We start from the raw sequence: 24,517 nt of genomic DNA, 5'->3' as shown, positions 1-24,517 counted from the left end.
CCGCCTCGCTTTTTTAGTTGAAAACAAATCCACCGTTGACCGGAATCAGCTGCCCGGTGATAAACCGCGACAGATCGCTTAACAGCCACACCACACTGCCAGTAACGTCTTCCGGCTGCTGAGCGCCGCTTAACGCACGACCATTTTCGTACAGCTGATGACGCTCGACGGGAACATATTCCGTCGCTTCAACGCGGGTCAGACCGGGGGCTATCGCATTGATACGGATACGCTTTTCGCCAAGCTCACGGGCCATTGAGCGGGTCATGGCGATCACTGCCCCTTTGCTGGCGACATAGGCCATCAGCCGTGGTGCGCCCCACAATGCGGTATCGGAGGCGACGTTCACGATGCCTGCGCCTTCACGCAACAATGGCACCGCCGCCCGAGTCACCAGCCAGGTGCCTTTGACGTTAACTGACATCACCCGATCCCACAGACTCGGATCGTAATCGATCATATCTTTGCCGCCGACGCCAGTAGCCATCGCGGCGTTATTCACCAGACCATCGATCTTCCCCTGCTCGCCGATCGCGCGAAAAGCCTCGGTGATGGAGTGCGCATCGGCCAGATCGATAAACTGCGATTCGATTCGATAATCCTGCTCGCGCAGACGATGGGCGCTTTCCGCCAGCTCGCCCTGCAGGATGTCGCACATCACCACCTCTGCCCCCTGCTCTGCGCAGGCTTTGGCAAAATGAAAGCCCAGGCCGCGCGCCGCGCCAGTGACCACCAGACGCTTACCGTTTAACAGCCCGTTCATTAGGCGGCTCCCTGCTGTTCTTCGCGCGCAGCCAGTTGCTCTTTAGCCGCTTTTTGCATCATGCGGCGCAGGCGGGAAAGGCCCACATCGTGCTGATACAGGTATTCGTGATCGCGGGCATTGGGCGCGAGGCTTTCCAGAACTACACGGTCCTGCTCCAGCACTTCCCAGTGCAGTTTTTCCAGGCGGTTGCGGTACATAAAGCGCCATAAATCACGCTGCCAGCCCTGCACACCACGAATACGCCAGAAAAAGACCCGGCAGTTGTCGTTATCTTCCGGCACCACCATTCCGACAATCCAGAAGTGTCCACCAGGCCCAAAGCGCTTTTTGTACGGAATAGACAGCCGCATCCAGTAAGCGCCGCTGTTACCCAGCTCTACCCAGTCGAAGTTCACGCCACTTTGGCCTTTCTTCTCGAAGATAAAACCGGTTTTCGTCGGCTGGAGTACCATCTCCGCTTTACGCTCTCCTTCCGCCATCGAGTGCGAAGATGAGTGCAGGTAAGTGCCATGCATCGGGTCCATGACGTTTTCCAACGCGTACTGATAGTTGCACTTCCAGGCGGCGGTGCAGAGGAAATTGCTGTATTTGTCGTTGTCAGCCAGCTCTTGCGGGAAGGTGAGCTCCTCCGGCGGCTGATCGGCCGTAACACCAAACCACAGGAAGATCGCCCCATGCGCTTCCTGAACACTGTAGCTACGTACGCACTGCTGGCCCACCAGCGGACATTTGTCCACCGCCGGAACATCTTTCACTTCGCCGTTACCGGCCACTTCCACGCCGTGATACCAGCAGGCGATACGGTCGCCGAGGTTCCAGCCCATCGACAGGCGAGCACCGCGGTGCGGGCAGCGGTCTTCCAGCGCCTGAAGCTGACCGTCTTTATTACGCCACACCACAATTTGTTCGCCGAGACGGGTAATGCCGACCGGTGCGGATTGCACTTCCCAGCTTGCCAGCACCGGATACCACAGGCCACGTAACCCTTTATCGAGATAGTTTTGTACCGTTGTCGTCATCGCTGTGTCCTCAGTAACCGTTCACCTGCAAAAAAGCCTGAAAGCTGGCTTCGCTCCAGGGCTCGCCTTGCTGATCGTGCATCTTCAGCGCATTCAGCCCTTCTGTCAGTTGCGCCAGACTCTCCGCTCCCTGTTCAAACAGCGTTTCGAGGGTGGCGATAAGGTGCAGCTCCCAGTTTTCCGGGACGCGGCTGCGGGTCTGCCAGATAAGATTGTGATAGTCGCCGGGCTTATGAATATTGCCATTCCCGCCTTCAGCGGGTGGCGTAAACTGGCGGCTTTCCGGCAGCGCCGGGTTGAAGTTCAGGGTTTCGCTCATGCCACGCTCTCCTCGATAAAAGTAATCTGGATCTGATTATCGAATACCCGAACCGGGTAACGATTGAGGTTACGGCCACCTGGGCCATGCAGACACTGGCCGGTTTTCACATCGAATACCGCTTCATGCAGCGGACATTCGACCTTGCCGTCTTCCACAAAACCTTGGCTTAACAGCGCATAGGCATGGGGACATACGTCTTCCAACGCGTAATACTCCCCCTCAATCAGATAAATGCCGATTTCTTTACCGTCGATGTTGCCGCTATAAGGGAAATCTTCCTGTACCTGCTCTGCGTCACATACGCCTATCCAGCTCATTACGATCCTCCAGGCCTTGTTTCATATATGAAACTCTGTTTCTTATTTAATACGGTCAATATAAAAGCGTTCACTCTTTCGTCAAGCGGCAATGTGAAGGATTTGTTAATCGCCCGCTATTTAATGAGCTAATTGTGCAACCGATCACGAAAAAGGACGGAAAGTGGAAGTCGTGATATTCAAAGCACAGTATGAGAATAAATTAACCTGGCCATTTAATTTTCGAAAATGACTATTGACTTCTTTTCTAGATCGTTATTAAAAATGATAAATGCCACGCTACATAACGTTTCACCAGTGAAACCAATCTTTAATTTATTGAATTAAAACAATGAGTTTCACTGGTGAATCATTTTACCTGCGTGACTATCACCACTATTTAAAAATAACAATGTTGATTGTTCGATGACTGGGAGAAAAAATAAAGATGACCACAAAATGGCAGGGGACAATAGCATTACTATTGTTAATTATTATTTCTTATATCGATCGGGTAAATATTTCAGTAATGATACTGAATCCAGATTTTGCCGCCCATTTCCAGTTAAATGAAAACAGAATGTTACAGGGAATGCTGATGACCTGTTTTCTTCTGGGTTATGGTTTTTCAGCATTACTCTTAACACCGGTAATAGAAAGTCAGTGGAATTACCGACAGGGATTGTTAGCCAGCATCGCTATCTGGGCGGTAGTCTGCGCGATTTCACCGTTGCTGGGTTCGCTGATGGGGATGCTGGTCGCCCGCATTATTCTGGGTGTCGCGGAAGGTCCGCTGTTTTCACTTAAAACGCGTTTTATCAGCGATAACTTTGCAGCTGAAGAGATTGGCAAACCCAATGCCGTCACCGCATTGGGCGTCTCTTTGGGGCTGGCCGTCGGGTTTCCGCTGGTCACTTTTTTAGTCGCCCACCAGGGATGGATGGGATCGTTTTATAGTCTGGCGGTACTGAACCTGGTGCTCGGCGGCGGACTGATTTGGCGCTTCCTGCCCACCCCCGTCGCTATGCCGAAAAACAGTAACGCTGGTTTTCAGCAAACCTGGCTCCTGGCCTGGCATACCCCTCTCCTCGGCTGGATCCTGTTGGTTGAAATTGCCACCCTCAGCTATCTGTGGGGCAGCAGTGCCTGGCTTCCAGCCTGGCTGCGAGATGAACACCACTTTTCCTTGCAGGCCACCGGCTTCTTGGCCGCGATCCCTTTTCTGCTCAGCCTGGGCTCTAAATTTCTTGGCGGTGTCTTGCTCGATAAGATGCGCCCGGAACAGGCACCACTGATGTTTATCATCGGTGGAGCCCTGACGGCCTTTTCAGTACTGGCGCTGATGCTCAGTCAGCAACCGGCGCTGCTGGCGCTGTTTATGCTGTCAGCTAATATTTTCTGGGGTCTACAGGGGGCTGCGATACCAGCAGTGGTGCAGCATCATGCGCCGCGACAAGCCGTAGGCAGCGCTTATGGGATAATCAATGGCATAGGCAATATCTGTGCTGCGTTTATTCCGCTTCTGATGGGCATGGTGATGAAATCGGCGGGATCGGTCAGTTCCGGATTTTCGGTGCTGGTGGCATCGCAGATGGTGACTCTGGTTGCCGGCAGCATGCTGCTGCTGCGCATGCGTCGCGCAGCAGCAGCAAGTGCCTGAGACTTACTCGCCTTTCTTCGCTGCCTGGATGTACAGCATTTCCAGCGCCAGCGTCGCCGCGGCCAGTGCGGTGATCTCTGACTGATCGTAAGCCGGAGCCACTTCCACTACGTCCATACCAACGATGTTCAGATCTTTCAGACCGCGAACCAGTTTGATCGCGCGATCCGACGTCAGACCGCCGATTACCGGCGTACCGGTACCCGGCGCAAACGCCGGATCCAGACAGTCGATATCAAAGGTCAGATACACCGGCATATCACCGACGATCTTTTTCACCTGCTCAAGAATATCGTCCACACCGCGGTCGTTCACCTGTGCTGCATCCAGCACGGTAAAGCCGTTATCTTTGTCGAACTCGGTACGAATACCAATCTGCACCGAGTGATTTGGGTCGATCAAACCTTCTTTCGGCGCGGTGAAGAACATGGTGCCGTGGTCAAATTCGCAGCCGTTCGCGTAAGTATCGGTATGCGCATCGAAATGTACCAGCGCCATTTTACCGAAGTGTTTTGCGTGCGCGCGCAACAATGGCAGTGTCACGAAGTGGTCGCCGCCGAAGGACAGCATGCGTTTGCCATTTGCCAGCAGGCGTTCTGCGTGGGCCTGCAACTTCTCGCTCATTTCACGGGCATCGCCGAACGCGTAAACCAGGTCACCGCAGTCCACAACATTCAGACGTTCGCGCATGTCGAAGTTCCACGGGAAGCGGTTGTGCTCCCACGCCAGGTTGGTAGACACCTGACGGATAGCCGCTGGACCATGACGCCCGCCCGCACGCCCAGAAGTCGCCGCATCAAACGGCACACCGGTGATAACCCAGTCGGCGTCGCTATCGTAAGGCTGGAAGTTCAGCGGCAAACGCAGAAAACCAAAGGCGTTAGATACCAGAGAGTTGTCGTACTGATGACCCAAAGTGCTCATGGAAATGACCTCTTTAACCGTCGTGTATGAAAAAAAGATGAAAAAAAATCCCCTCCGCGTCGTTAGGCCCGACGAGGAAGGGAATTTTTCGTTTTACAGCTTGTTAGGGCAAATTATCGTCAAAATTTTGACCGGGTCAAGCGCCCTGTTTTATTCGTCTTCCAGATAAGTATAGCCATACAAACCAGCTTCAAACTCTTCGAGGAACTGCTGCTGCAGCGCATCGTCAAGATCGGTCTGTTTTACCTGGTCACGGAACTGCGTCAGCAGTTTTTTCGGGTCTAGCTGCACGTATTCCAGCATATCCGCCACGGTGTCGCCTTCATCGGAAAGCTCCACTTCCACGCTACCATCAGGGAAGACAAACACGTCCACCGCTTCGGTATCGCCGAAAAGGTTATGCATGTTGCCCAGAATTTCCTGATAGGCACCAACCATAAAGAAGCCCAGCATCGGCGGGTCCTCCGGATCGTATTCCGGCATTGGCATGGTGGTGGCAATCCCGTCACCGTCGATGTAATGATCGATAGCACCGTCAGAGTCACAGGTGATATCCAGCAGCACAGCACGACGTTCCGGCACTTGATTCAGCCCTTCCAACGGCAAGACCGGGAACAGCTGATCGATACCCCATGCATCCGGCATAGACTGGAACAGCGAGAAGTTGACGTAAATCTTATCCGCCATACGTTCCTGCAGCTCATCAATGATCGGACGGTGCGCACGGTTGCTTGGGTCGAGCTGTTTCTGCACTTCGTGACACATGCTCAGATAAAGCTGCTCTGCCCAGGCGCGTTCCTGCAAATTAAAGGTGCCGGAAGAATAACCAATGTGAATATCATGCAGGTCCATCTGGCTGTCATGCAGCCATTCGCGCAGTGAACGACGTCCGCCCGGTTCACCCATTTCCTGCCAGGTTTCCCACATGCTTTGCAGCGCGCGCTGCGCATCTTCAGCCGGGGCAACTGGGGTGGTGTATTCGTTGCGCTCAACACCGATGATGTTCGACACCAGAACCGTGTGGTGCGCGGTCACGGCGCGGCCGGACTCGGTAATCACCGTTGGGTGTGGCAAACCGTTCTCTTCGCAGGCATCACCGATAGCCCAGATAATGTTGTTCGCGTACTCATTCAGGCCATAGTTGACCGAGCAGTCAGACTGCGAGCGGGTTCCTTCGTAGTCCACGCCCAAACCACCGCCGACATCGAAGCACTGAATGTTAACGCCGAGCTTATGCAGCTCAACGTAAAAACGGGAAGATTCACGTACGCCGGTGGCTATATCGCGAATGTTCGCCATCTGCGAACCGAGGTGGAAGTGCAGCAGTTGAAGACTATCCAGACGACCGCATTCGCGCAGAGTTTCTACCAGCTGCAACACCTGAGTTGCCGCCAGGCCGAATTTGGATTTTTCGCCGCCGGAAGACTGCCATTTACCTGAACCCTGAGAAGCCAGACGTGCACGCACACCGAGGCGCGGGGTCACATTCAGACGCTCGGCTTCTTCCAGGACCAGCGCAATCTCAGACATCTTCTCGATAACCAGATAGACCTTGTGGCCCATCTTCTCGCCGATCAGCGCCAGACGAATATATTCGCGGTCTTTGTAGCCATTACAGACGATAACGCTGCGGGTCATACCTGCGTGTGCCAGAACCGCCATCAGTTCCGCTTTGGAACCGGCTTCCAGACCCAGAGGTTCGCCCGAATGGATAAGGGACTCAATCACACGGCGATGCTGGTTTACCTTGATCGGGTAAACGAGGAAGTAGTCGCCGTTATAGCCATAAGATTCACGCGCACGCTTGAACGCAGCGTTAATCGAACGCAGGCGATGTTGCAGGATCTGCGGGAAACAGAATAATGCAGGCAGTCGCTGTCCTTGCGCTTCGCGAGCTTTAACAAGCTTAGCGAGGTCTACGCGTGCGTCTGGGACATCAGGATCGGGACAAACGCTGATATGGCCCAGTTCGTTCACGTCGTAGTAATTATTGCCCCACCAGGCAATGTTGTAAGTCCGCAGCATCTTGCTGGCTTCCTGAGAGCTCATTGCCACCTCCTGCATGGAACGTAGTACACCCTGCTCGCCGGCTGACGAAGGGGAAGAAAAAGACATGTCGTCAGACATAGCGAACCTCAAATGTTGTCGAAAGTGTAAAACAGTTGACTACTATCGCAATGTTATAAAGCGATAACAACCCATAAACAGCCGTCTGTTCCAGCAGAGTATGCTGAACGTCCGCCTGCGCGACCGGTTTCATGTTCATATAATTGTAAAACATAGACCCGGGGTTTGTAGGACCGCCGGAGAAACCACGAGAAAACCCCTTACGAACAGGAGCGCCCAAGTCCCATTATCACAGCGCCTTGCCGGCCCTGGAGTCCTGAGATGTGCCCGAATGGGAATAACTTCGGCAGGTATTTATCGAAGAGAAAAAAGTTGCGGGGTATAAACGCACGCCTGAATGGCATGACTGAGTCTGCAAAAAACGCTGGTTCATTATGTCGTATCACCTCCACGCCAACCCTTCGGGGCCAGCGACAAGCCAAAGCCAAAAATTACACTGCTTAACCCGGCTGGAAGTGGCGACACGACAGATTTCGTCATGCGCTTTTTAGGAGAGCCGCGCGCGGCGTTTTATACCGAGAACCGGGGTAAAAAGCAAAATAAAAATGCGCACTCTTCCACCGCTGTCAGGAAAAATTTCCAGCGCAAAAGCGGCTCAGATGAGACGCATCTCAAAAAAAACTGGAAATCGGGCGAATATCTGACCTAAAATAGCCATCCAGATGTTAATCCATCTATACTGATTAACACCCAGACTGTTAGTAGGTTTACCTGCAGCCTTTGGTCGAAACATCTATCAAAGTCTTTATCTACAACAGTTTGCGCTAACCAAATTCTTTCCAGGTGAAATAAAAAATGGCAAAACACCTCTTTACGTCCGAGTCCGTATCTGAAGGGCATCCAGACAAAATTGCTGACCAAATCTCCGATGCCGTACTCGATGCGATCCTCGAGCAGGATCCTAAAGCACGCGTTGCTTGCGAAACTTACGTCAAAACCGGCATGGTTATGGTCGGTGGTGAAATCACCACCAGCGCGTGGGTTGATATCGAAGAGATCACCCGTAACACGGTGCGCGAAATTGGCTATGTGCATTCCGATATGGGCTTTGATGCCAATTCTTGCGCGGTACTGAGCGCGATTGGTAAGCAGTCTCCGGATATCAACCAGGGCGTTGACCGTGCTGACCCGCTTGAGCAGGGTGCAGGCGATCAGGGCTTGATGTTTGGCTACGCGACCAACGAAACCGACGTGTTGATGCCAGCGCCAATCACTTACGCACACCGTCTGGTGCAGCGTCAGGCTGAAGTGCGTAAAAATGGCACCCTGTCATGGCTGCGTCCGGATGCAAAAAGCCAGGTAACCTTCCAGTATGACGACGGTAAAATCGTCGGCATCGATGCGGTCGTTCTGTCTACTCAGCACGCTGAAGATATCGATCAGAAATCCCTGCAGGAAGCAGTGATGGAAGAGATAATCAAACCAGTTCTGCCGACTGAGTGGCTGAACAGCGCGACCAAATTCTTCATCAACCCAACCGGACGCTTCGTTATTGGCGGTCCAATGGGTGACTGTGGTCTGACCGGTCGTAAGATTATCGTTGATACCTACGGCGGTATGGCTCGTCACGGTGGCGGCGCGTTCTCCGGTAAAGATCCGTCTAAAGTTGACCGTTCAGCAGCGTATGCCGCACGTTATGTAGCGAAAAACATCGTTGCTGCGGGTCTGGCTGACCGTTGTGAAATTCAGGTGTCCTACGCTATCGGCGTTGCAGAGCCGACCTCCATCATGGTCGAAACCTTCGGCACTGAAAAAGTATCGACTGAGCAGCTGACCCTGCTGGTACGTGAGTTCTTCGACCTGCGTCCATACGGCCTGATTCAGATGCTGGACCTGCTGCACCCAATCTACAAAGAAACCGCTGCATACGGTCACTTTGGTCGCGAACATTTCCCGTGGGAAAAAACCGACAAAGCCGATGTGCTGCGTGAAGCTGCCGGTCTGAAATAAACCGTTGCTTTTACCCTTCAAAGGCCAGTCTCGTGCTGGCCTTTTGCATTTCTGCCTGCGCAAAACGCCATCGCCTTTCTCCCGCTCTGTCTATACTAAAATTCTCTGACTACTTTTTAATGAAAGCGATTACATGTGGATTCATTGCTTATTTTTGAGATTATTCGCTTTGCATGATGAAACATTGCCTTCCGTTACATTTCATTTCAGTTAAGTCTGAATTCTGTATTCTTTGCCACCCCAACCAAACACCTATCCTCATGATTTTTAATAATTTACTCAATTTACATAACATGACACTTATGTAACCGATTACACCAATGTGATTTATCTCACATCTTTTCACGCCCTCCTAACCTAACCTTTACATTGATGAGACTAATAACCCAACTGGAGGGCATAATGCCTGACAATAAAAAACAGGGATATTCCAACAAGGCCATAACGTTCTTCGTCTGTTTTCTCGCAGCCCTGGCGGGATTACTGTTCGGCCTTGATATCGGTGTGATTGCCGGCGCGTTGCCGTTTATCGCCCATGATTTCCAGATTGACTCGCACACTCAGGAATGGGTCGTCAGCTCGATGATGTTCGGTGCCGCCGTCGGTGCCGTCGGCAGCGGCTGGCTCTCCTATCGTCTTGGGCGTAAAAAGAGCCTAATGATTGGTGCGGTTCTGTTCGTGCTCGGGTCGCTGTGCTCCGCTGCTGCGCCGAACGTAGAAATACTGTTGATGTCACGCGTGCTGCTCGGCCTCGCAGTCGGCGTAGCGTCTTACACCGCGCCGCTCTACCTGTCTGAAATCGCGCCGGAGAAAATTCGCGGCAGTATGATTTCGATGTATCAGCTGATGATTACCATCGGAATTCTCGCGGCCTATCTGTCCGATACGGCGTTCAGCTACAGCGGCGCATGGCGCTGGATGCTCGGCGTTATCATCATCCCGGCAATCCTGCTGCTGATTGGTGTGTTCTTCCTGCCGGACAGCCCGCGCTGGTACGCTGCTAAACGTCGCTTCAACGATGCCGAACGCGTCCTGCAACGCTTGCGTGATACCAGCGCCGAAGCGAAACAGGAGCTGGAAGAGATCCGCGAAAGCCTGAAGATCAAACAGTCCGGCTGGGCGCTGTTTAAAGAGAACAGCAACTTCCGCCGCGCGGTGTTTCTTGGCGTGCTGCTGCAGGTCATGCAACAGTTCACCGGGATGAACGTCATCATGTACTACGCGCCGAAAATCTTCGAACTGGCGGGTTACACCAATACTACCGAGCAGATGTGGGGCACGGTGATCGTCGGTTTGACCAACGTGCTGGCGACCTTTATTGCTATCGGTCTGGTGGACAGATGGGGTCGTAAACCTACGCTGGTACTGGGCTTCCTGGTGATGGCGGTCGGTATGGGCGTGCTGGGTACCATGATGCATAACGGCATCCATACCCCGAGTGCACAATACTTTGCGGTTGCGATGCTACTGATGTTTATCGTTGGCTTCGCCATGAGTGCCGGTCCGCTGATTTGGGTTCTGTGCTCGGAAATCCAGCCGCTGAAAGGGCGTGATTTTGGTATCACCTGCTCTACCGCGACCAACTGGATTGCCAACATGATTGTCGGTGCAACCTTCCTGACTATGCTGAACTCGCTCGGCAACGCCAACACCTTCTGGGTATACGGCGGGCTGAACCTCTTCTTCATCGTCCTGACCTTGTGGCTGGTTCCAGAAACCAAACACGTGTCGCTGGAACACATCGAACGCAACCTGATGAAAGGCCGTCGTCTGCGCGAGATCGGTGCGCATAACTAAGTTCCCGGGCTTCCCTCCGCCAGGAGGGAAGCCTTCTCTTGCACTCCCCGTTTCCCGGCTTTATCCTTCTGCGTTATGAAAACCCCTCGCCTCCCCATCGCCATTCAGCAAGCCGTTATGCGCAGCCTGCGGGAAAAACTCGCCCAGGCGAATCTGACGCTCGGCCGCGAATACCCTGAGCCAAAACTGACCTGGCAACAGCGCGGCACTTCCGCAGGCACGGCCTGGCTGGAAAGTTATGAAATCCGCCTAAACCCCGTGCTGTTGATGGAGAATCAGCAGGCGTTTATCGACGAAGTGGTACCGCACGAACTGGCGCATTTACTGGTCTGGAAGCGTTTTGGTCGCGTGGCCCCACACGGAAAAGAGTGGAAGTGGATGATGGAGAGCGTGCTCGGCGTCCCCGCCCGCCGCACACATCAGTTCGAACTGGAATCCGTGCGCAAAAATACCTTTCCCTATCGCTGCGGCTGTCAGCAGCATCAGCTCACCGTACGCCGCCACAATCGCGTTCTGCGCGGCGAAGCTGTTTATCGCTGCGTGCACTGCGGCACGCCTTTGGTGGCTGAAAAGTAACCTTCGGAAATTACTGGAAGTTTTTCTGATCTAGCTGATTGCATCTGGCAACAGCATTCGCTACGTTGCGGGCTCGTTTTGACACGGAGTTCCTGATGTCCCGTAAATCTCTTCTGGCGTTGGCTTTTTTTGCCACTGCCCTTTCAGGCCAGGCATTGGCCGACGGTATCAACAGTTTTTCACAGGCAAAAACCGCCGGTGTGAAGGTCAACGCTGACGTTCCCGGCGATTTTTACTGCGGCTGTAAAATCAACTGGCAGGGCAAAAAAGGCGTAATCGACCTGGGATCCTGCGGTTATAAAGTGCGTAAAAATGAAACCCGCGCCAGCCGCGTCGAATGGGAACACGTAATGCCGGCCTGGCAGTTCGGTCATCTGATGCAGTGCTGGCAGGACGGCGGACGTAAAAACTGCGCCAAAGATCCGGTATATCGCAAAATCGAAAGCGACATGCATAACCTGCAGCCCGCGGTCGGCGAAGTGAACGGTGATCGGAACAACTTTATGTACAGTCAGTGGAACGGCGGCGAAGGCCAGTACGGCCAGTGTTCAATGAAGGTCGATTTTAAAGACAAAATCGCCGAACCGCCGGCACGCGCACGTGGGGCCATCGCCCGCACCTACTTCTATATGCGCGACCAGTACAAACTCCCGCTTTCTCGCCAGCAAACGCAGCTGTTCACCGCATGGGACAAGCAGTATCCGGTCAGCGCCTGGGAGTGTACGCGTGACGAGCGCATCGCCAGAGTACAAGGGAATCACAACCCTTACGTCCAGCAGGCTTGCCAGGCGCAAAAGAGCTACCCTACACTAGCGTCAAACGTTAACTGATATCCGGAAATCCTGAGACTATGCGCATTCCCCGCATCTATCACCCTGAGTTTATTACCGCTGGCAGCGAGATTGCCCTGAGCGAAGACGCCGCCAATCACGTGGGACGCGTGCTGCGCATGAGTACTGGCCAGGCCATTCAGCTGTTTGACGGCAGCAACCAGGTTTTTGAAGCCGAGATTATTCAGGCCGATAAAAAGAGCGTGCGGGTCAATGTGCTGAGCGCCGAGACCGACGATCGTGAATCGCCGTTGCACATTCACCTCGGGCAGGTGATGTCGCGCGGTGAAAAAATGGAATTCACTATTCAGAAATCGATCGAACTGGGTGTAAGCCTCATTACGCCACTCTTTTCCGAGCGCTGTGGCGTTAAACTGGATGCTGAACGACTGAACAAGAAGCTCCAGCAATGGCAGAAAATTGCCATCGCCGCCTGCGAACAGTCCGGCCGTAACGTGGTCCCGGAAATTCGCCCGGCGATGACGCTGGAACAGTGGTGCGCAGAAGAAGAAAGTGGGCTAAAGCTCAATCTGCATCCGCGCGCCAGCGCCAGCATCAACACGCTGCCGCAGCCCGTTGAGCGCGTGCGTTTGCTCATCGGCCCGGAAGGCGGATTATCGGCAGATGAAATTGCCATGACCGCCCGCTATGCGTTTACTGATATTCTGTTAGGACCTCGCGTTCTGCGTACTGAGACCACGGCGCTCACCGCCATTACCGCACTGCAAGTGCGCTTTGGCGATCTGGGCTAAAAACTGCTACAAGGCTATCTTTTTTGCCATTCTGGCTTTCGGTAGTGCGCACATTTTCACGTACCACTGTACGCTACAAATGTTGCGCGCTGTCTGCTCCCAGACGGCCTGCAACGATAACACCTTGTAGCCAGCTTTTTTAATGGAGAAGAACAATGATCAAGCTCGGCATCGTGATGGACCCCATTGCGAAGATCAACATCAAGAAAGATTCCAGCTTCGCTATGCTGCTGGAAGCGCAGCGTCGTGGTTACGAACTCCACTATATGGAGATGAATGATCTTTATCTGAACAACGGCGAAGCGCGGGCGCAAACGCGTCTGCTGAGCGTTGAGCAGAACTATGACGGCTGGTATGCCTTCAACGGTGAACAGGATCTGGCGCTGGCCGATCTGGATGTCATCCTGATGCGTAAAGATCCGCCGTTTGATACTGAATACATCTACGCGACCTACATTCTTGAGCGCGCAGAAGAAAAAGGCACGCTGATCGTTAACAAACCGCAGAGCCTGCGCGACTGTAACGAAAAGCTGTTCACCGCCTGGTTTGCCGACCTGACGCCGGAAACGCTGGTGACCCGTAACAAGGCCCAGCTGAAAGCGTTCTGGGAAAAACATGGCGACATCATCCTCAAGCCGCTGGACGGCATGGGCGGCGCGTCGATTTTCCGCGTGAAGCAAGGCGATCCAAACCTGGGCGTCATCGCTGAAACCCTGACTGAGCTGGGTAACCGTTATTGCATGGCGCAGAACTATATCCCTGCCATCAAAGACGGTGACAAGCGCGTGCTGGTCGTTGACGGCGAACCGGTGCCGTACTGCCTGGCGCGTATTCCGCAGGGCGGCGAAACCCGCGGCAACTTAGCCGCAGGTGGCCGTGGCGAACCGCGTCCGCTTTCTGAAAGCGACTGGGAAATCGCCCGTAAAGTGGCCCCGACGCTGAAAGAGAAAGGCCTGATATTCGTTGGCCTGGACATCATCGGCGATCGCCTGACAGAAATTAATGTCACCAGCCCAACCTGCATTCGCGAAATCGAAGCCGAATTCCCTGTCTCCATCACCGGTATGCTGATGGACGCTATCGAAAAGCGTCTGGGTAAGTAAGTCGCGACCAAAGGCGGGAGCAATCCCGCCCGAAAACGGATGCCGTATTCGTAAAGCACCCAGATCAAAAATAAGGAAAATCAATTTATTGATTTTCGGCTGATAACCACAAAGAAGGAAAAACCACGCTTTTTCCTTCTTTGTCTGCAGTCTTAGGCGGGAGCAATCCTGCCTTCACTCGACAGCGCCCTGGTTTGCCCGCATACTGGCCGTTGTTGCTTTTTAAACCAGGAAACAGAACCTCTGACAATGAATTTACAGCACCACTTTCTTATTGCCATGCCTGCTCTCCAGGACCCGATGTTCCGCCGCGCCGTGATCTACATTTGTGAATACAATGATGACGGAGCGATGGGGATCATCATTAATAAACCGATGGAAAATCTGAAGGTTGAAGGGATTCTGGAAAAGCTGAAAATCACCCCTGATCCGCGCGATCCGGAGATCCGCCTCGACAAACCGGTGATGTTGGGTGGTCCTCTTGCAGAAGATCGCGGTTTTATCCTGCATACACCTCCTTCGTCGTTCGCCTCGAGTATCCGCATATCTGACAACACGATCATCACCACATCTCGCGACGTGCTCGAAACGCTCGGCACAGCTGAACAGCCGTCGGAAGTGCTGGTTGCGCTGGGTTATTCCTCCTGGGAAAAAGGCCAGCTTGAGCAGGAGATCCTGGAAAATGCGTGGCTGACCGCTCCGGCCGATCTCAACATTTTGTTCAAAACACCAATTGCCGATCGCTGGCGCGACGCGGCCCGTCTGATTGGCATTGATATTCAGACCATGCCTGGCGTGGCGGGACACGCCTGATGAGTGGAACCCTGATTGGTATTGATTTCGGCACTCGCAGCATTGGCGTCGCCGTCGGGCAACGCGTGACGGGCACTGCGCGTCCTCTTGGTGCGCTAAAAGCACAGGACGGTACGCCGGACTGGAACGCTGTCGAGAAGATACTCAAAGAGTGGCAACCGGAAGCCGTGGTTGTTGGCCTGCCGCTGAATATGGACGGCACCGAACAGCCGCTTACCGCACGCGCACGTAATTTTGCCAATAAAATTCACGGTCGCTTCGGGGTAAAAATCATCCTTCATGATGAGCGTTTGAGCACCGTAGAAGCACGCGCTGGCCTGTTCGAGCACGGTGGTTACCGGGCGCTGAACAAAGGGAAAGTGGATTCCGCCTCCGCGGTAGTGATTCTGGAAAGCTTTTTCGAGCAGGGATTCTGAATTGCCCGGCGGCGCGATGCTTGCCGGGCCTACAAACGGTCTACAAAGTCCAACGGCACGGTCAGCGTCGCTTCGCCGGGCAAATGCGCATCAGTGACGCAGATTCTCGTTCGCCCAACTCACCGCCTGGGTTCTGTTTTTAACGCTTAGCTTGCGGAAAACGTTATACAGGTGCGTTCGTACCGTATTCTCACTAATAAACAACGCCCGCGCGATATCCATATTGGTTGCACCATGGCGCAATTCATTGAGGATTTCACACTCACGTTCGGTCAACGGAATATTGTCAGATTTGCTGGACGTGTGTTCCACGGCATACATTGCCGGGTGCATCACGCTCAATTCAGCCGTCTGCTCGCCATGAAGCACAGCTTTGACACCCTCAATTAAGCGCGATTCATCATCGTCGTGACGAAATATACCGTACAGCGCGGGCCATTTTGCCATTTCGTATAGCTCATACTTTTGTGCACTGTTGATAATAAGAAAACGTGGGTTTTCCAGCTGCGATTGAATAATATCCTGCCAAATCCCATTCAGTTTTTTATTCGATATCGCAATATCAAACAGGACTACGGTAGCGCGCGGTAAACGCTGCACAAGTGGTGTATTAATATTGTGAACGCTGACAAAAACCGACAGTAGATCAGATAGATAATTCGCGAAGGCATTCGCCTGGACTGAAGGATGAGTGACGAGAAGACGTTGACGTGGCTGGCTTACACTCTCAGAAACATCAAGCATTTAAAAACTCTCCATAGTTGAGACTCCCCATCAATTAGCATTAATGAAGTATTTTCCTTATAAAGAAATTTAATTTTATCCGCCCCATGCAAATAAATATTAAATACTGCATAAATAATTTTATGTTTCAGGCGTCAATCTCGCGATCGCGCTCACGGATTATGACTGTATTTTTTGCATATCATGACTTGGTTTGTTTCTATAAAAGAAACAGACCAGGTCATGACGATTTTATGAGCATCCGAGCCAATTCATGCAGCGATTGCTGGCGGCGTTCCACCTCGGCAGGTTCCGGGTTCCACATGCCTGCAAACGCTAATGAGGCGGAATGTTCGCCCAAAGGCTGTGCCATCGAGACTTCGCCATCGCTGTGATGCCAGACCACGTGGCCTTTTTCACGCTGCTGATGCACATGAGGCGCCAGCTGTTGCCACTGCTCTGGACTGAAACGTTTCTGAAGGCTTTCGTCGTTTTCGCCAGCCAGCAGAGACATACCGATGACCGACTGCCAGGCAGGCAGCATATGGAAACCGGCCAGTGCCTGACTCATTTTGCTGCCCGGCTCCGAGTGCCAGATATAAATCACCTGGTCCTCCCATAGAACGCCCATCGCCACGACCAGATCGCCAGGAGCGGCGCGTTCGAGGATCGGCAACGCATGAGAAAACAGCGCGGAGCCGCGAATGGCCTGAGCGGCCAGCGCATGAATGCCCGGCCCCGGAAGATAGCGTCGCTGCTCGTCCTGCATGGTCAGGCCGATCGACGCCATGGTCATTAGCAGTCGGTTCACGCGTGTGGTGTTGATTCCCATCAGGCGCGCCAACTCACGACAGCCAATGGCCCGGCCGCTGGAGACCAGATATTGCAAACAGCGGATGCCATCGATCAGGCTTTGGTTCGGTTGAGAGGACATTAACGCTCCGTCCGTTACAGGATTATAAAGCAATGATTTTAGCGCCAGCTCAAAAGGATACAAGGTAATGAATATCTACCCGCCATGTGACAGCAGAACCTTTCCTGTGCAACCGCTGCACGCTGATTTTGTCGTAGCCGGAGGTGGTCTGGCTGGGCTATGCGCCGCCCTCGCGGCTGCACGTCGCGGGCTGGAGGTTATCCTGATTCAGGACCGTCCGGTTCTCGGCGGCAACGCGTCGAGCGAAGTCAGATTATGGGCCAACGGCGCAACATCGCACATGGGCAACAACAACCGCTGGGCGAGAGAAGGCGGCATCATGGGTGAAATCATGGAGGAAAACCTGTGGCGCAATAAAGAAGGTAACCCGGTGATGTTCGACCTGGTGCTGCTGGATATGGCGCGCAGCCAGCCAGGGTTGACGTTACTGCTCAACACTGCCGTGTATGAAGTGCAAAAAGAGCATAACCGCATCACTCAAGTCAGCGCCTTTAACGCCATTAATGAAACCTTCTACCTGGTTTCCGCCTCGCAGTTTTGCGATGCCACCGGTGACGGTGTGCTGGGCTATCTGGCAGGCGCTGAATTCCGCGAAGGCGCAGAGGAAGAAAGTGAACTGGGCGAAAAAATGGCCCCGGGCGACAACTTCGGCCACAAACTCGGGCACTCGATCTATTTCTACACCAAAAAGACCGAGGGTCCGGTCAACTTTGTCCCGCCCTCTTTTGCGCTAAAAGAAATAACCGACATACCGCGCTATAAGCGGCTCACGTCCACGCTGAACGGCTGCGACCTGTGGTGGCTAGAATGGGGCGGTCGCCTCGATACCGTCTATGAAAGCGAAACCATCAAGTGGGAGCTGTGGAAAATCGTCTGGGGCGTGTGGGATCACATCAAAAATTCTGGCGAGTTTCCTGAAGCCGCCAACATGACTATCGAATGGGTCGGCTCGGTGCCCGGCAAGCGCGAAAGCCGCCGCTTTATGGGCGATCACCTGCTGAGTCAGCAAGACATTGTCGAACAGCGCGATAATTATGACGCCGTCGGCTATGGCGGCTGGTCGATAGATTTGCATCCCGCTGATGGCGTTTACAGCACCCACGACGGCTGCCGTCAGTTTCACAGTAAAGGCACCTACACCATCCCCTGGCGCAGCCTTTACAGCCGCTCGCTGGATAACTTATTCCTGACCGGACGACTGATTTCCGCCTCGCACGTCGCCTTCGGTAGCGCCCGCGTGATGTGTACCTGCGGGCTACTCGGCGAAGTGGCTGGCGCAGGTGCGGCACTCTGTCATGAGCACGCCATCACGCCAAAAGCGCTGGCGGGCCAGCAATGCATCGGCGAACTGCAGCAGCGTTTGCAGGCATCGGGCTGTTATATTCCGCGCCAGTGGCTGGATGACCCTGCCCTTGGCGCTGAAATCAGCGTCAGCAGCGAACTGCAATTGAGCGAGCTGCCCCCGAACGGTACGTGGCACTCTCTGCGCGAACGAATGGCACTTCTGCTGCCCATGAAAACCGGTGAAACACTGCCTGAATTGTCATTCACCTTACGCAGCCAAAACCCGCAGACGCTAGATATTACGCTATTGGGCAGCCTACGCCCCGGGAACTTCACGCCGGAGTTACGTTACGCCAGCCATCGCATTAGCGTAAATGGAGAAGGCGAATACCGTTGCCAGCTCGACTGGGTAAGCGATCGTGACCAGTACGTTTTCGTTGCCTTCGACGCACAGGAAAATATCGACATCGCGCTGACCGACGTTCGGCTTCCCGGCATCATGACCGTGTTCAACAGCCTGAACGCCCGCGTCGCCAAACACACTCGCCAGGTGGTCGACGGCGACTACGGCGTGGACGAGTTCGACTTCTGGCTACCACGCCGCCACCCGAATCAGATCCTGCCCGCCCTGCGTTTTGCTACGCTGCGGCGCTGCTATCCGGCAACGCATTTGCTCAATGGTCGCCTGCGCCCGGAACAGCAAACTAACGCCTGGGTTCCTGCGCTAAACGATAAAAACCCGACGATTCTCTGGCATTGGCCAGAGATGCTGACGATTCACCGCCTGACGCTGGTGCAGGACAACGATTTCGACAACGCGATGGAAACGGTGCAGATGGGCCATGCCAGCGCGGTGACACCACATTGCATCACCCATTACCGCCTGTGGGCGGACGAAACGTTACTGACAGAAGTCGAAAACAACCACCATTCCGTGTGCAGGCATGAGTTCCCCACCGCCATTCGCGTACGTGAAGTGCGGCTGGAAATTCTCGCCACTGCGGGCGCGCTGCCCGCAGTCTATTCACTCAACGTTCGCTAAAGGCGGCCTGCTTCCTGTCGCTGCTGGAAACACTGCGTAAACGTCATCATCCCCATTTGCTGCCCGGCCTGCATCACGCCGGGCAGCTGATGGGTTTTGCCATCGCGAATCAGACTGCCGACCGCAGGCGTGTTGACCAGCAATTCGTACAGCGCCACGCGCCCGCCCTGTTTATCGGGCAGTAGCTTTTGCGACAGCACCGCACACAGGCTTCCTGCAAGCTGACTGCGAACCTGCTCTTTTTCCCCGGCCGGAAATACATCCACCAGCCTTTCAATGGCCTGTGCCGCGCCTCGCGTGTGCAGCGTCGACAGCACCAGATGCCCGGTTTCTGCCGCCGTAAGCGCCAGGCGAATGGTTTCGGTGTCGCGCAGTTCACCGAGCATTATCACATCGGGGTCCTGACGCAATGCCACACGCAGCGCCGCAGAAAATGACCCGCAATGCGCCCCAACTTCACGCTGATGAATCAGACATCGCTCACTGTGATGCATAAACTCGACCGGATCTTCCAGGGTCAGAATATGCCCGTCACGCTGATGATTGAGATAATCAACCATCGCCGCCAGTGTGGTGGATTTACCGCTGCCGGTGGCACCCGTCACCAGAATCAGCCCGCTTTCTCCGGCTAACAGTTCGCTGATGGCGGGCGGCACGCCAAGCGCCGCCAGCTGCGGACAGATTTCCGGCAACAGTCGTAACACTAATGATACGCCGTCCATATGCCGGAACACACTGGCGCGCAGCCGCGTGCCGCTGTCCGTCTGCACCGCAAAATCACACTGGTTTTCCTTTTCCCAATGCCGTATCGCCGTTTCACTCAGCCAGTTTTGCAACAGCGTTTGTGGCTCCGGCGCACTGAAAGGTGCCGGTTCGAGGAGTCCTCGCCGCCGCCAGCGCACCGTGCCATTGCTGCACAGGTGTAGATCCGAGACATTATGCTTTACACTAAGGGCCACAATTTCCTGCATATCCATACCATCATCCTGAAAATGAACGACATTGCGCATAACCTGACACAGGTCAGGGACAAAATCTCAGCCGCTGTCGCCCTTTGCGGCCGTGCTCCAGAAGAAGTTACGTTGCTTGCAGTGAGTAAAACGAAGCCTGCGAGCGCCATCGAAGAAGCTATCGCTGCGGGCCAACGCGCCTTTGGTGAAAACTACGTTCAGGAAGGAATAGAAAAGGTCCGCTTTTTTCAGGAAGCGGGACAAAATGACCTACAGTGGCACTTTATTGGCCCGCTGCAGTCGAACAAAAGTCGGCTGGTGGCAGAGCATTTCGACTGGTGTCACACCGTTGACCGCCTGCGCATCGCCAGCCGTTTGAGCGAGCAGCGCCCTGCGCATTTGCTGCCGCTGAATGTGCTTATTCAGGTCAATATCAGCGATGAATCGAGCAAATCCGGTATCGCGCCAGAGGAAATCGATGCGCTGGCCGCCGCAGTGGCCGCTCTGCCAGGTCTGAGCCTGCGTGGGCTGATGGCCATTCCGGCGCCTGAGTCAGAATATGTAAGGCAGTTTGCGGTAGCGCAACAAATGGCGGTAGCATTTGCCCGGCTGAAAACGCGTTATCCGTCCGTGGACACGCTCTCTCTGGGCATGTCAGACGACATGGAAGCCGCGATTGCGGCGGGTAGCACGATGGTGCGCATCGGTACCGCTATTTTTGGTGCGCGCGATTACACACAACAATAAATAAGGAAAACTGAGGAACGCCATGAAGACGTTGACTTTCCTGCTTTCGACAGTGATTGAGCTGTACACGATGGTGATGCTGCTCCGCGTCTGGATGCAGTGGGCTCGCTGTGATTTTTACAACCCTTTCTCGCAGTTCGTGGTGAAAGCCACTCAACCGCTGGTTGGGCCGCTGCGTCGCGTTATTCCTGCGATGGGGCCGATTGACAGTTCATCATTATTGATTGCCTTCGTACTCTGCGTACTGAAAGCTATCGTGCTGTTTATGGTTATCACCTTCCAGCCCATTATCTGGATTTCCGCGGTGCTGATTCTGGTGAAAACCATCGGCCTGCTGATTTTCTGGGTGCTGATGCTGATGGCGATTATGAGCTGGGTCAGCCGCGGCCGTAGCCCGGTGGAGTTTGTGCTGATGCAGCTGGCCGACCCGCTGCTGCGTCCAATTCGCGGTATGCTGCCATCGATGGGTGGCATCGACTTCTCGCCGATGATCCTCGTGTTGCTGCTGTACGTGGCCAATATGGGCATCTCCGAGCTGTTACAGGCTACCGGAAATATGCTGCTGCCGGGGCTGTGGATGGCGCTATGAGTGCCGTTGAAGTCTGCGACGACGGGCTGGTTTTACGGCTGTACATTCAGCCGAAAGCCAGCCGTGACAGCATTGTCGGACTGCATGGCGACGAACTAAAAGTCGCCATCACCGCACCGCCAGTGGACGGCCAGGCCAATGCGCATTTGGTAAAATATCTCGCTAAGCAGTTTCGCGTCGCGAAGAGCCAGGTGATAATTGAGAAAGGCGAATTGGGCCGCCACAAGCAGGTAAAAATCATTCAACCGCAACAGATCCCTTCGGGCGTTGACGCGCTCATCTGACAGGACATCCCATGCAAAAAGTAGTTCTGGCTACCGGTAACGCCGGTAAAGTGCGCGAGCTCGCCTCGCTGTTAAACGATTTTGGTCTCGACGTGGTCGCACAGACCGAACTGAACGTCGAGTCGGTGGAAGAAACCGGGCTGACCTTTATTGAGAACGCGATTATCAAAGCGCGTCACGCCGCGAAAGTCACCGGTCTGCCTGCCATTGCTGATGATTCCGGCCTGGCGGTTGACGTTCTCGGCGGTGCGCCAGGGATTTACTCTGCGCGTTATGCAGGTGAAGATGCCAGCGACCAGCAGAATCTGGAAAAGCTTCTGGTTGCGTTGCAAGACGTGCCCGACGATCAACGCCAGGCGCAGTTCCATTGCGTGCTGGTGTACATGCGTCATGCCGAAGACCCAACGCCGCTGGTGTGCCACGGCAGCTGGCCAGGCGTGATTACCCGTGAAGCCACGGGCAACGGTGGCTTTGGCTACGACCCCATATTCTTTGTTCCCGACGCCGGTAAAACGGCGGCTGAACTGAGCCGTGAAGAAAAAATTGCCGTGTCCCACCGTGGACAGGCGCTGAAACTGTTACTGGAAGCACTGCGTTAATGATCGTTCTCCCTCCGCTGAGTCTTTACATTCACATTCCCTGGTGCGTGCAGAAGTGCCCGTACTGCGATTTTAATTCGCACGCGCTGAAAGGCGAAGTGCCGCATGACGACTACGTGCAGCATCTGCTCGCCGATTTAGACGTCGACGTGCCTTACGCACAGGGACGCGAAGTAAAAACGATTTTCATTGGCGGAGGCACGCCGAGCCTGCTCTCTGGCCCGGCGATGCAAACATTGCTGGATGGCGTCCGCGCGCGCCTGAATCTGGCGGCTGATGCAGAAATCACCATGGAAGCCAACCCAGGCACGGTGGAAGCCGACCGCTTTGTGGATTATCAGCGCGCGGGCGTGAACCGCATTTCGATTGGCGTGCAGAGCTTTAGCGAAGCCAAACTCAAACGTCTGGGGCGCATTCACGACGCTGACGAAGCGAAACGCGCGGCACATCTGGCGACGAGTCTGAATCTACGCAGCTTTAACCTCGACCTGATGCACGGCCTGCCGGACCAGTCGCTGGAAGAAGCGCTGGACGATCTGCGTCAGGCGATTGCGCTCAATCCGCCGCATTTGTCGTGGTATCAGCTCACCATCGAACCGAATACGCTTTTTAGCTCGCGCCCGCCAAAACTACCGGACGACGATGCGCTGTGGGATATCTATGAGCAGGGCCACCAGCTGCTGAGTGCCGCGGGCTATCAGCAATATGAAACGTCCGCCTACGCCAAGCCGGGCTATCAGTGTCAGCACAACCTGAACTACTGGCGTTTTGGCGATTACTTAGGCATTGGCTGCGGCGCGCACGGTAAAGTGACGTTCCCGGACGGGCGCATTCTGCGTACCGCCAAAACCCGTCATCCACGTGGCTATATGGAAGGCCGATATCTGGAGCGTCAGCACGACGTCGAAACCGCAGACAAACCCTTCGAGTTCTTTATGAACCGCTTCCGCCTGCTGGAGCCTGCCCCTCGTGCTGAATTTACCGCGTTCACGGGTTTGCCGGAATCTGCGGTTCGCGCGCAGATTGACGAAGCCATCGCACAGGGTTATCTCAGCGAGTGTGAGCAGTTCTGGCAGATTACCGAACATGGGAAACTGTTCCTCAATTCCCTGCTCGAGCTATTCCTCTCCGAAGATTCCTGAAGCACGATTCAGGATTTCATCTCCCTTTCTGCTAGTTGAAGTAAATGCTGGCAGATTGGGGGGATGGAAAAGATCAGAAGCTTTGCGCGTCAGCTCCGACGTGAACTCACTCCACAAGAAAGAAAGCTGTGGCATCTGCTACGTAGCCGCCGCTTCTGTCTGTATAAATTCCGTCGGCAGCACCCTGTTGAACATTACATTCTTGATTTTGCCTGCTGCGAAGCTCGTTTGGTGATTGAACTGGATGGTGGTCAGCATGGGGAACGTCAGGGATATGACCAACAGCGAAGTGACTTTCTTATCCAGCGGGGTTGGCGCGTTTTGAGGTTCTGGAATAATGAATTGCAGGATAACGAGAGTGCTGTGTTGGAGAGAATACTGGAAGTGTTACGTGAGATTTTACCCTCACCCCGGCCCTCTCCCTAAAAGGGAGAGGGGGAAAAGCCCGGACGGTCCAGCCGACTCTTTGAGAAAGGGAAAACTCGATCAATCCCCTCGCCCCTTTGGGGAGAGGGGGAAAAGCCCTGACGGTCCAGTCGACTCTTTGAGAAAGGGAAACTCGATCAATCCCCTCGCCCCTTTGGGGAGAGGGGGAAAAGCCCTGACGGTCCAGTCGACTCTTTGAGAAAGGGAAAACTCGATCAATCCCCTCGCCCCTTTGGGGAGAGGGGGAAAAGCCCGGACGGTCCAGCCGACTCTTTGAGAAAGGGAAACTCGATCAATCCCCTCGCCCCTTTGGGGAGAGGGGGAAAAGCCCGGACGGTCCAGCCGACTCTTTGAGAAAGGGAAACTCGATCAATCCCCTCGCCCCTTTGGGGAGAGGGGGAAAAGCCCTGACGGTCCAGTCGACTCTTTGAGAAAGGGAAAACTCG

27 protein-coding genes are annotated in these 24,517 nt (G+C 54.3%); 16 read left to right on the top strand and 11 right to left on the bottom strand.

Annotated elements, in window-relative coordinates:
* Positions 1-13: 13 nt before the first annotated feature.
* Genes MUU46_RS04970 through MUU46_RS04955 form a run of 4 tightly spaced genes read right to left on the bottom strand, consistent with a single transcriptional unit; the run spans position 14 to position 2,424 of the window.
* A complete protein-coding gene (locus tag MUU46_RS04970; RefSeq protein WP_258964958.1) occupies positions 14-763 on the bottom strand; it encodes an SDR family oxidoreductase in 750 nt (249 codons plus the stop codon).
* On the bottom strand, positions 763-1,785 hold the full coding sequence (locus MUU46_RS04965) for a Rieske 2Fe-2S domain-containing protein (RefSeq protein ID WP_258964957.1): 1,023 nt from the start codon (positions 1,783-1,785) through the stop codon (positions 763-765). Before MUU46_RS04965 ends, MUU46_RS04970 begins: the two co-directional genes overlap by 1 nt.
* 10 nt (positions 1,786-1,795) lie before the next feature.
* Positions 1,796-2,104, bottom strand: coding sequence for a recombinase-like helix-turn-helix domain-containing protein (locus MUU46_RS04960; RefSeq protein WP_258964956.1), 309 nt, complete (start codon positions 2,102-2,104; stop codon positions 1,796-1,798).
* Entirely contained in the window at positions 2,101-2,424 is a 324-nt protein-coding gene (locus MUU46_RS04955) for a Rieske (2Fe-2S) protein (RefSeq protein ID WP_159773963.1), read from the bottom strand. Before MUU46_RS04955 ends, MUU46_RS04960 begins: the two co-directional genes overlap by 4 nt.
* 427 nt (positions 2,425-2,851) lie before the next feature.
* On the opposite strand from MUU46_RS04955, the gene MUU46_RS04950 reads away from it, so the two are divergent.
* The gene (locus tag MUU46_RS04950; protein ID WP_258964955.1) at positions 2,852-4,063 is read left to right on the top strand and encodes an MFS transporter; all 1,212 of its coding nucleotides are present in this window, start codon (positions 2,852-2,854) and stop codon (positions 4,061-4,063) included.
* Positions 4,064-4,066: 3 nt separating this feature from the next.
* On the opposite strand, the gene speB is transcribed toward MUU46_RS04950, so the two are convergent.
* The 4 genes from speB to yqgG all read right to left on the bottom strand — a co-directional run bounded on the left by speB (position 4,067) and on the right by yqgG (position 7,487).
* Entirely contained in the window at positions 4,067-4,987 is a 921-nt protein-coding gene (gene speB / locus MUU46_RS04945) for an agmatinase (protein ID WP_159758543.1), read from the bottom strand.
* A gap of 150 nt (positions 4,988-5,137) precedes the next feature.
* Positions 5,138-7,114 carry a biosynthetic arginine decarboxylase gene (gene speA, locus MUU46_RS04940; RefSeq protein ID WP_159758545.1) on the bottom strand — a complete coding sequence of 659 codons (1,977 nt, stop codon included), beginning with the start codon at positions 7,112-7,114 and terminating at the stop codon, positions 5,138-5,140.
* Positions 7,107-7,253, bottom strand: coding sequence for an acid stress response protein YqgB (yqgB, locus tag MUU46_RS04935; RefSeq protein WP_159758637.1), 147 nt, complete (start codon positions 7,251-7,253; stop codon positions 7,107-7,109). The genes speA and yqgB overlap by 8 nt, the downstream gene beginning before the upstream one ends.
* 90 nt (positions 7,254-7,343) lie before the next feature.
* Complete coding sequence (yqgG, locus tag MUU46_RS23040; protein ID WP_445326597.1) at positions 7,344-7,487, bottom strand: small protein YqgG; 144 nt, start codon at positions 7,485-7,487, stop codon at positions 7,344-7,346.
* Positions 7,488-7,909: 422 nt separating this feature from the next.
* Between yqgG and metK the strand changes: the two genes are divergently transcribed.
* From metK to ruvX, 8 genes are all read left to right on the top strand, one after another.
* A complete protein-coding gene (metK, locus tag MUU46_RS04930; RefSeq protein WP_159758547.1) occupies positions 7,910-9,064 on the top strand; it encodes a methionine adenosyltransferase in 1,155 nt (384 codons plus the stop codon).
* A 402-nt stretch (positions 9,065-9,466) separates the two neighbouring features.
* On the top strand, positions 9,467-10,861 hold the full coding sequence (locus MUU46_RS04925) for a sugar porter family MFS transporter (RefSeq protein ID WP_258964954.1): 1,395 nt from the start codon (positions 9,467-9,469) through the stop codon (positions 10,859-10,861).
* Between the two features lie 75 nt (positions 10,862-10,936).
* Positions 10,937-11,437, top strand: a complete 501-nt coding sequence (locus MUU46_RS04920) for a SprT family zinc-dependent metalloprotease (protein ID WP_258964953.1) — start codon at positions 10,937-10,939, stop codon at positions 11,435-11,437.
* Positions 11,438-11,532: 95 nt separating this feature from the next.
* Positions 11,533-12,267, top strand: coding sequence for a deoxyribonuclease I (gene endA / locus MUU46_RS04915; RefSeq protein WP_159758553.1), 735 nt, complete (start codon positions 11,533-11,535; stop codon positions 12,265-12,267).
* A gap of 20 nt (positions 12,268-12,287) precedes the next feature.
* The gene (rsmE, locus tag MUU46_RS04910; protein WP_258964952.1) at positions 12,288-13,019 is read left to right on the top strand and encodes a 16S rRNA (uracil(1498)-N(3))-methyltransferase; all 732 of its coding nucleotides are present in this window, start codon (positions 12,288-12,290) and stop codon (positions 13,017-13,019) included.
* A gap of 155 nt (positions 13,020-13,174) precedes the next feature.
* The gene (gshB, locus tag MUU46_RS04905) at positions 13,175-14,122 is read left to right on the top strand and encodes a glutathione synthase (RefSeq protein WP_159758557.1); all 948 of its coding nucleotides are present in this window, start codon (positions 13,175-13,177) and stop codon (positions 14,120-14,122) included.
* A gap of 249 nt (positions 14,123-14,371) precedes the next feature.
* Positions 14,372-14,935: a YqgE/AlgH family protein gene (locus tag MUU46_RS04900; RefSeq protein WP_185153751.1), complete on the top strand. Its 564-nt coding sequence runs from the start codon at positions 14,372-14,374 to the stop codon at positions 14,933-14,935.
* Positions 14,935-15,351 carry a Holliday junction resolvase RuvX gene (gene ruvX, locus MUU46_RS04895; RefSeq protein WP_159758559.1) on the top strand — a complete coding sequence of 139 codons (417 nt, stop codon included), beginning with the start codon at positions 14,935-14,937 and terminating at the stop codon, positions 15,349-15,351. The genes MUU46_RS04900 and ruvX overlap by 1 nt, the downstream gene beginning before the upstream one ends.
* Positions 15,352-15,441: 90 nt before the next feature.
* Here the strand turns inward: ruvX and MUU46_RS04890 are convergent, their stop codons facing one another.
* A complete protein-coding gene (locus MUU46_RS04890; protein WP_258964951.1) occupies positions 15,442-16,095 on the bottom strand; it encodes a LuxR C-terminal-related transcriptional regulator in 654 nt (217 codons plus the stop codon).
* A 220-nt stretch (positions 16,096-16,315) separates the two neighbouring features.
* Positions 16,316-17,008, bottom strand: a complete 693-nt coding sequence (locus tag MUU46_RS04885; protein WP_258964950.1) for an IclR family transcriptional regulator domain-containing protein — start codon at positions 17,006-17,008, stop codon at positions 16,316-16,318.
* Positions 17,009-17,075: 67 nt separating this feature from the next.
* Here MUU46_RS04885 and MUU46_RS04880 point away from each other — a divergent pair, with 67 nt between their 5' ends.
* A complete protein-coding gene (locus MUU46_RS04880; RefSeq protein WP_258964949.1) occupies positions 17,076-19,334 on the top strand; it encodes an FAD-dependent oxidoreductase in 2,259 nt (752 codons plus the stop codon).
* Here MUU46_RS04880 and MUU46_RS04875 read toward each other — a convergent pair.
* Positions 19,331-20,311, bottom strand: coding sequence for a type IV pilus twitching motility protein PilT (locus tag MUU46_RS04875; RefSeq protein ID WP_258964948.1), 981 nt, complete (start codon positions 20,309-20,311; stop codon positions 19,331-19,333). The genes MUU46_RS04880 and MUU46_RS04875 overlap by 4 nt on opposite strands.
* A 15-nt stretch (positions 20,312-20,326) precedes the next feature.
* Here MUU46_RS04875 and MUU46_RS04870 point away from each other — a divergent pair, with 15 nt between their 5' ends.
* From MUU46_RS04870 to MUU46_RS04845, 6 genes are all read left to right on the top strand, one after another.
* Positions 20,327-21,031, top strand: coding sequence for a YggS family pyridoxal phosphate-dependent enzyme (locus tag MUU46_RS04870; RefSeq protein ID WP_258964995.1), 705 nt, complete (start codon positions 20,327-20,329; stop codon positions 21,029-21,031).
* 22 nt (positions 21,032-21,053) lie between these two features.
* Positions 21,054-21,620 carry a YggT family protein gene (locus MUU46_RS04865; protein WP_159758567.1) on the top strand — a complete coding sequence of 189 codons (567 nt, stop codon included), beginning with the start codon at positions 21,054-21,056 and terminating at the stop codon, positions 21,618-21,620.
* The gene (yggU, locus tag MUU46_RS04860; RefSeq protein ID WP_110511937.1) at positions 21,617-21,904 is read left to right on the top strand and encodes a DUF167 family protein YggU; all 288 of its coding nucleotides are present in this window, start codon (positions 21,617-21,619) and stop codon (positions 21,902-21,904) included. The genes MUU46_RS04865 and yggU overlap by 4 nt, the downstream gene beginning before the upstream one ends.
* Before the next feature lie 11 nt (positions 21,905-21,915).
* Positions 21,916-22,503: an XTP/dITP diphosphatase gene (locus MUU46_RS04855; RefSeq protein ID WP_258964947.1), complete on the top strand. Its 588-nt coding sequence runs from the start codon at positions 21,916-21,918 to the stop codon at positions 22,501-22,503.
* Complete coding sequence (gene hemW, locus MUU46_RS04850; protein ID WP_258964946.1) at positions 22,503-23,645, top strand: radical SAM family heme chaperone HemW; 1,143 nt, start codon at positions 22,503-22,505, stop codon at positions 23,643-23,645. The genes MUU46_RS04855 and hemW overlap by 1 nt, the downstream gene beginning before the upstream one ends.
* A 63-nt stretch (positions 23,646-23,708) precedes the next feature.
* Complete coding sequence (locus MUU46_RS04845) at positions 23,709-24,071, top strand: DUF559 domain-containing protein (protein ID WP_258964945.1); 363 nt, start codon at positions 23,709-23,711, stop codon at positions 24,069-24,071.
* The last annotated feature ends 446 nt before the right edge of the window (positions 24,072-24,517 follow it).

The organism is Scandinavium tedordense (genome assembly GCF_024764965.1).
Lineage (GTDB): Bacteria > Pseudomonadota > Gammaproteobacteria > Enterobacterales > Enterobacteriaceae > Scandinavium > Scandinavium tedordense.
This window is presented reverse-complemented; position numbering and strand designations above follow the sequence as displayed.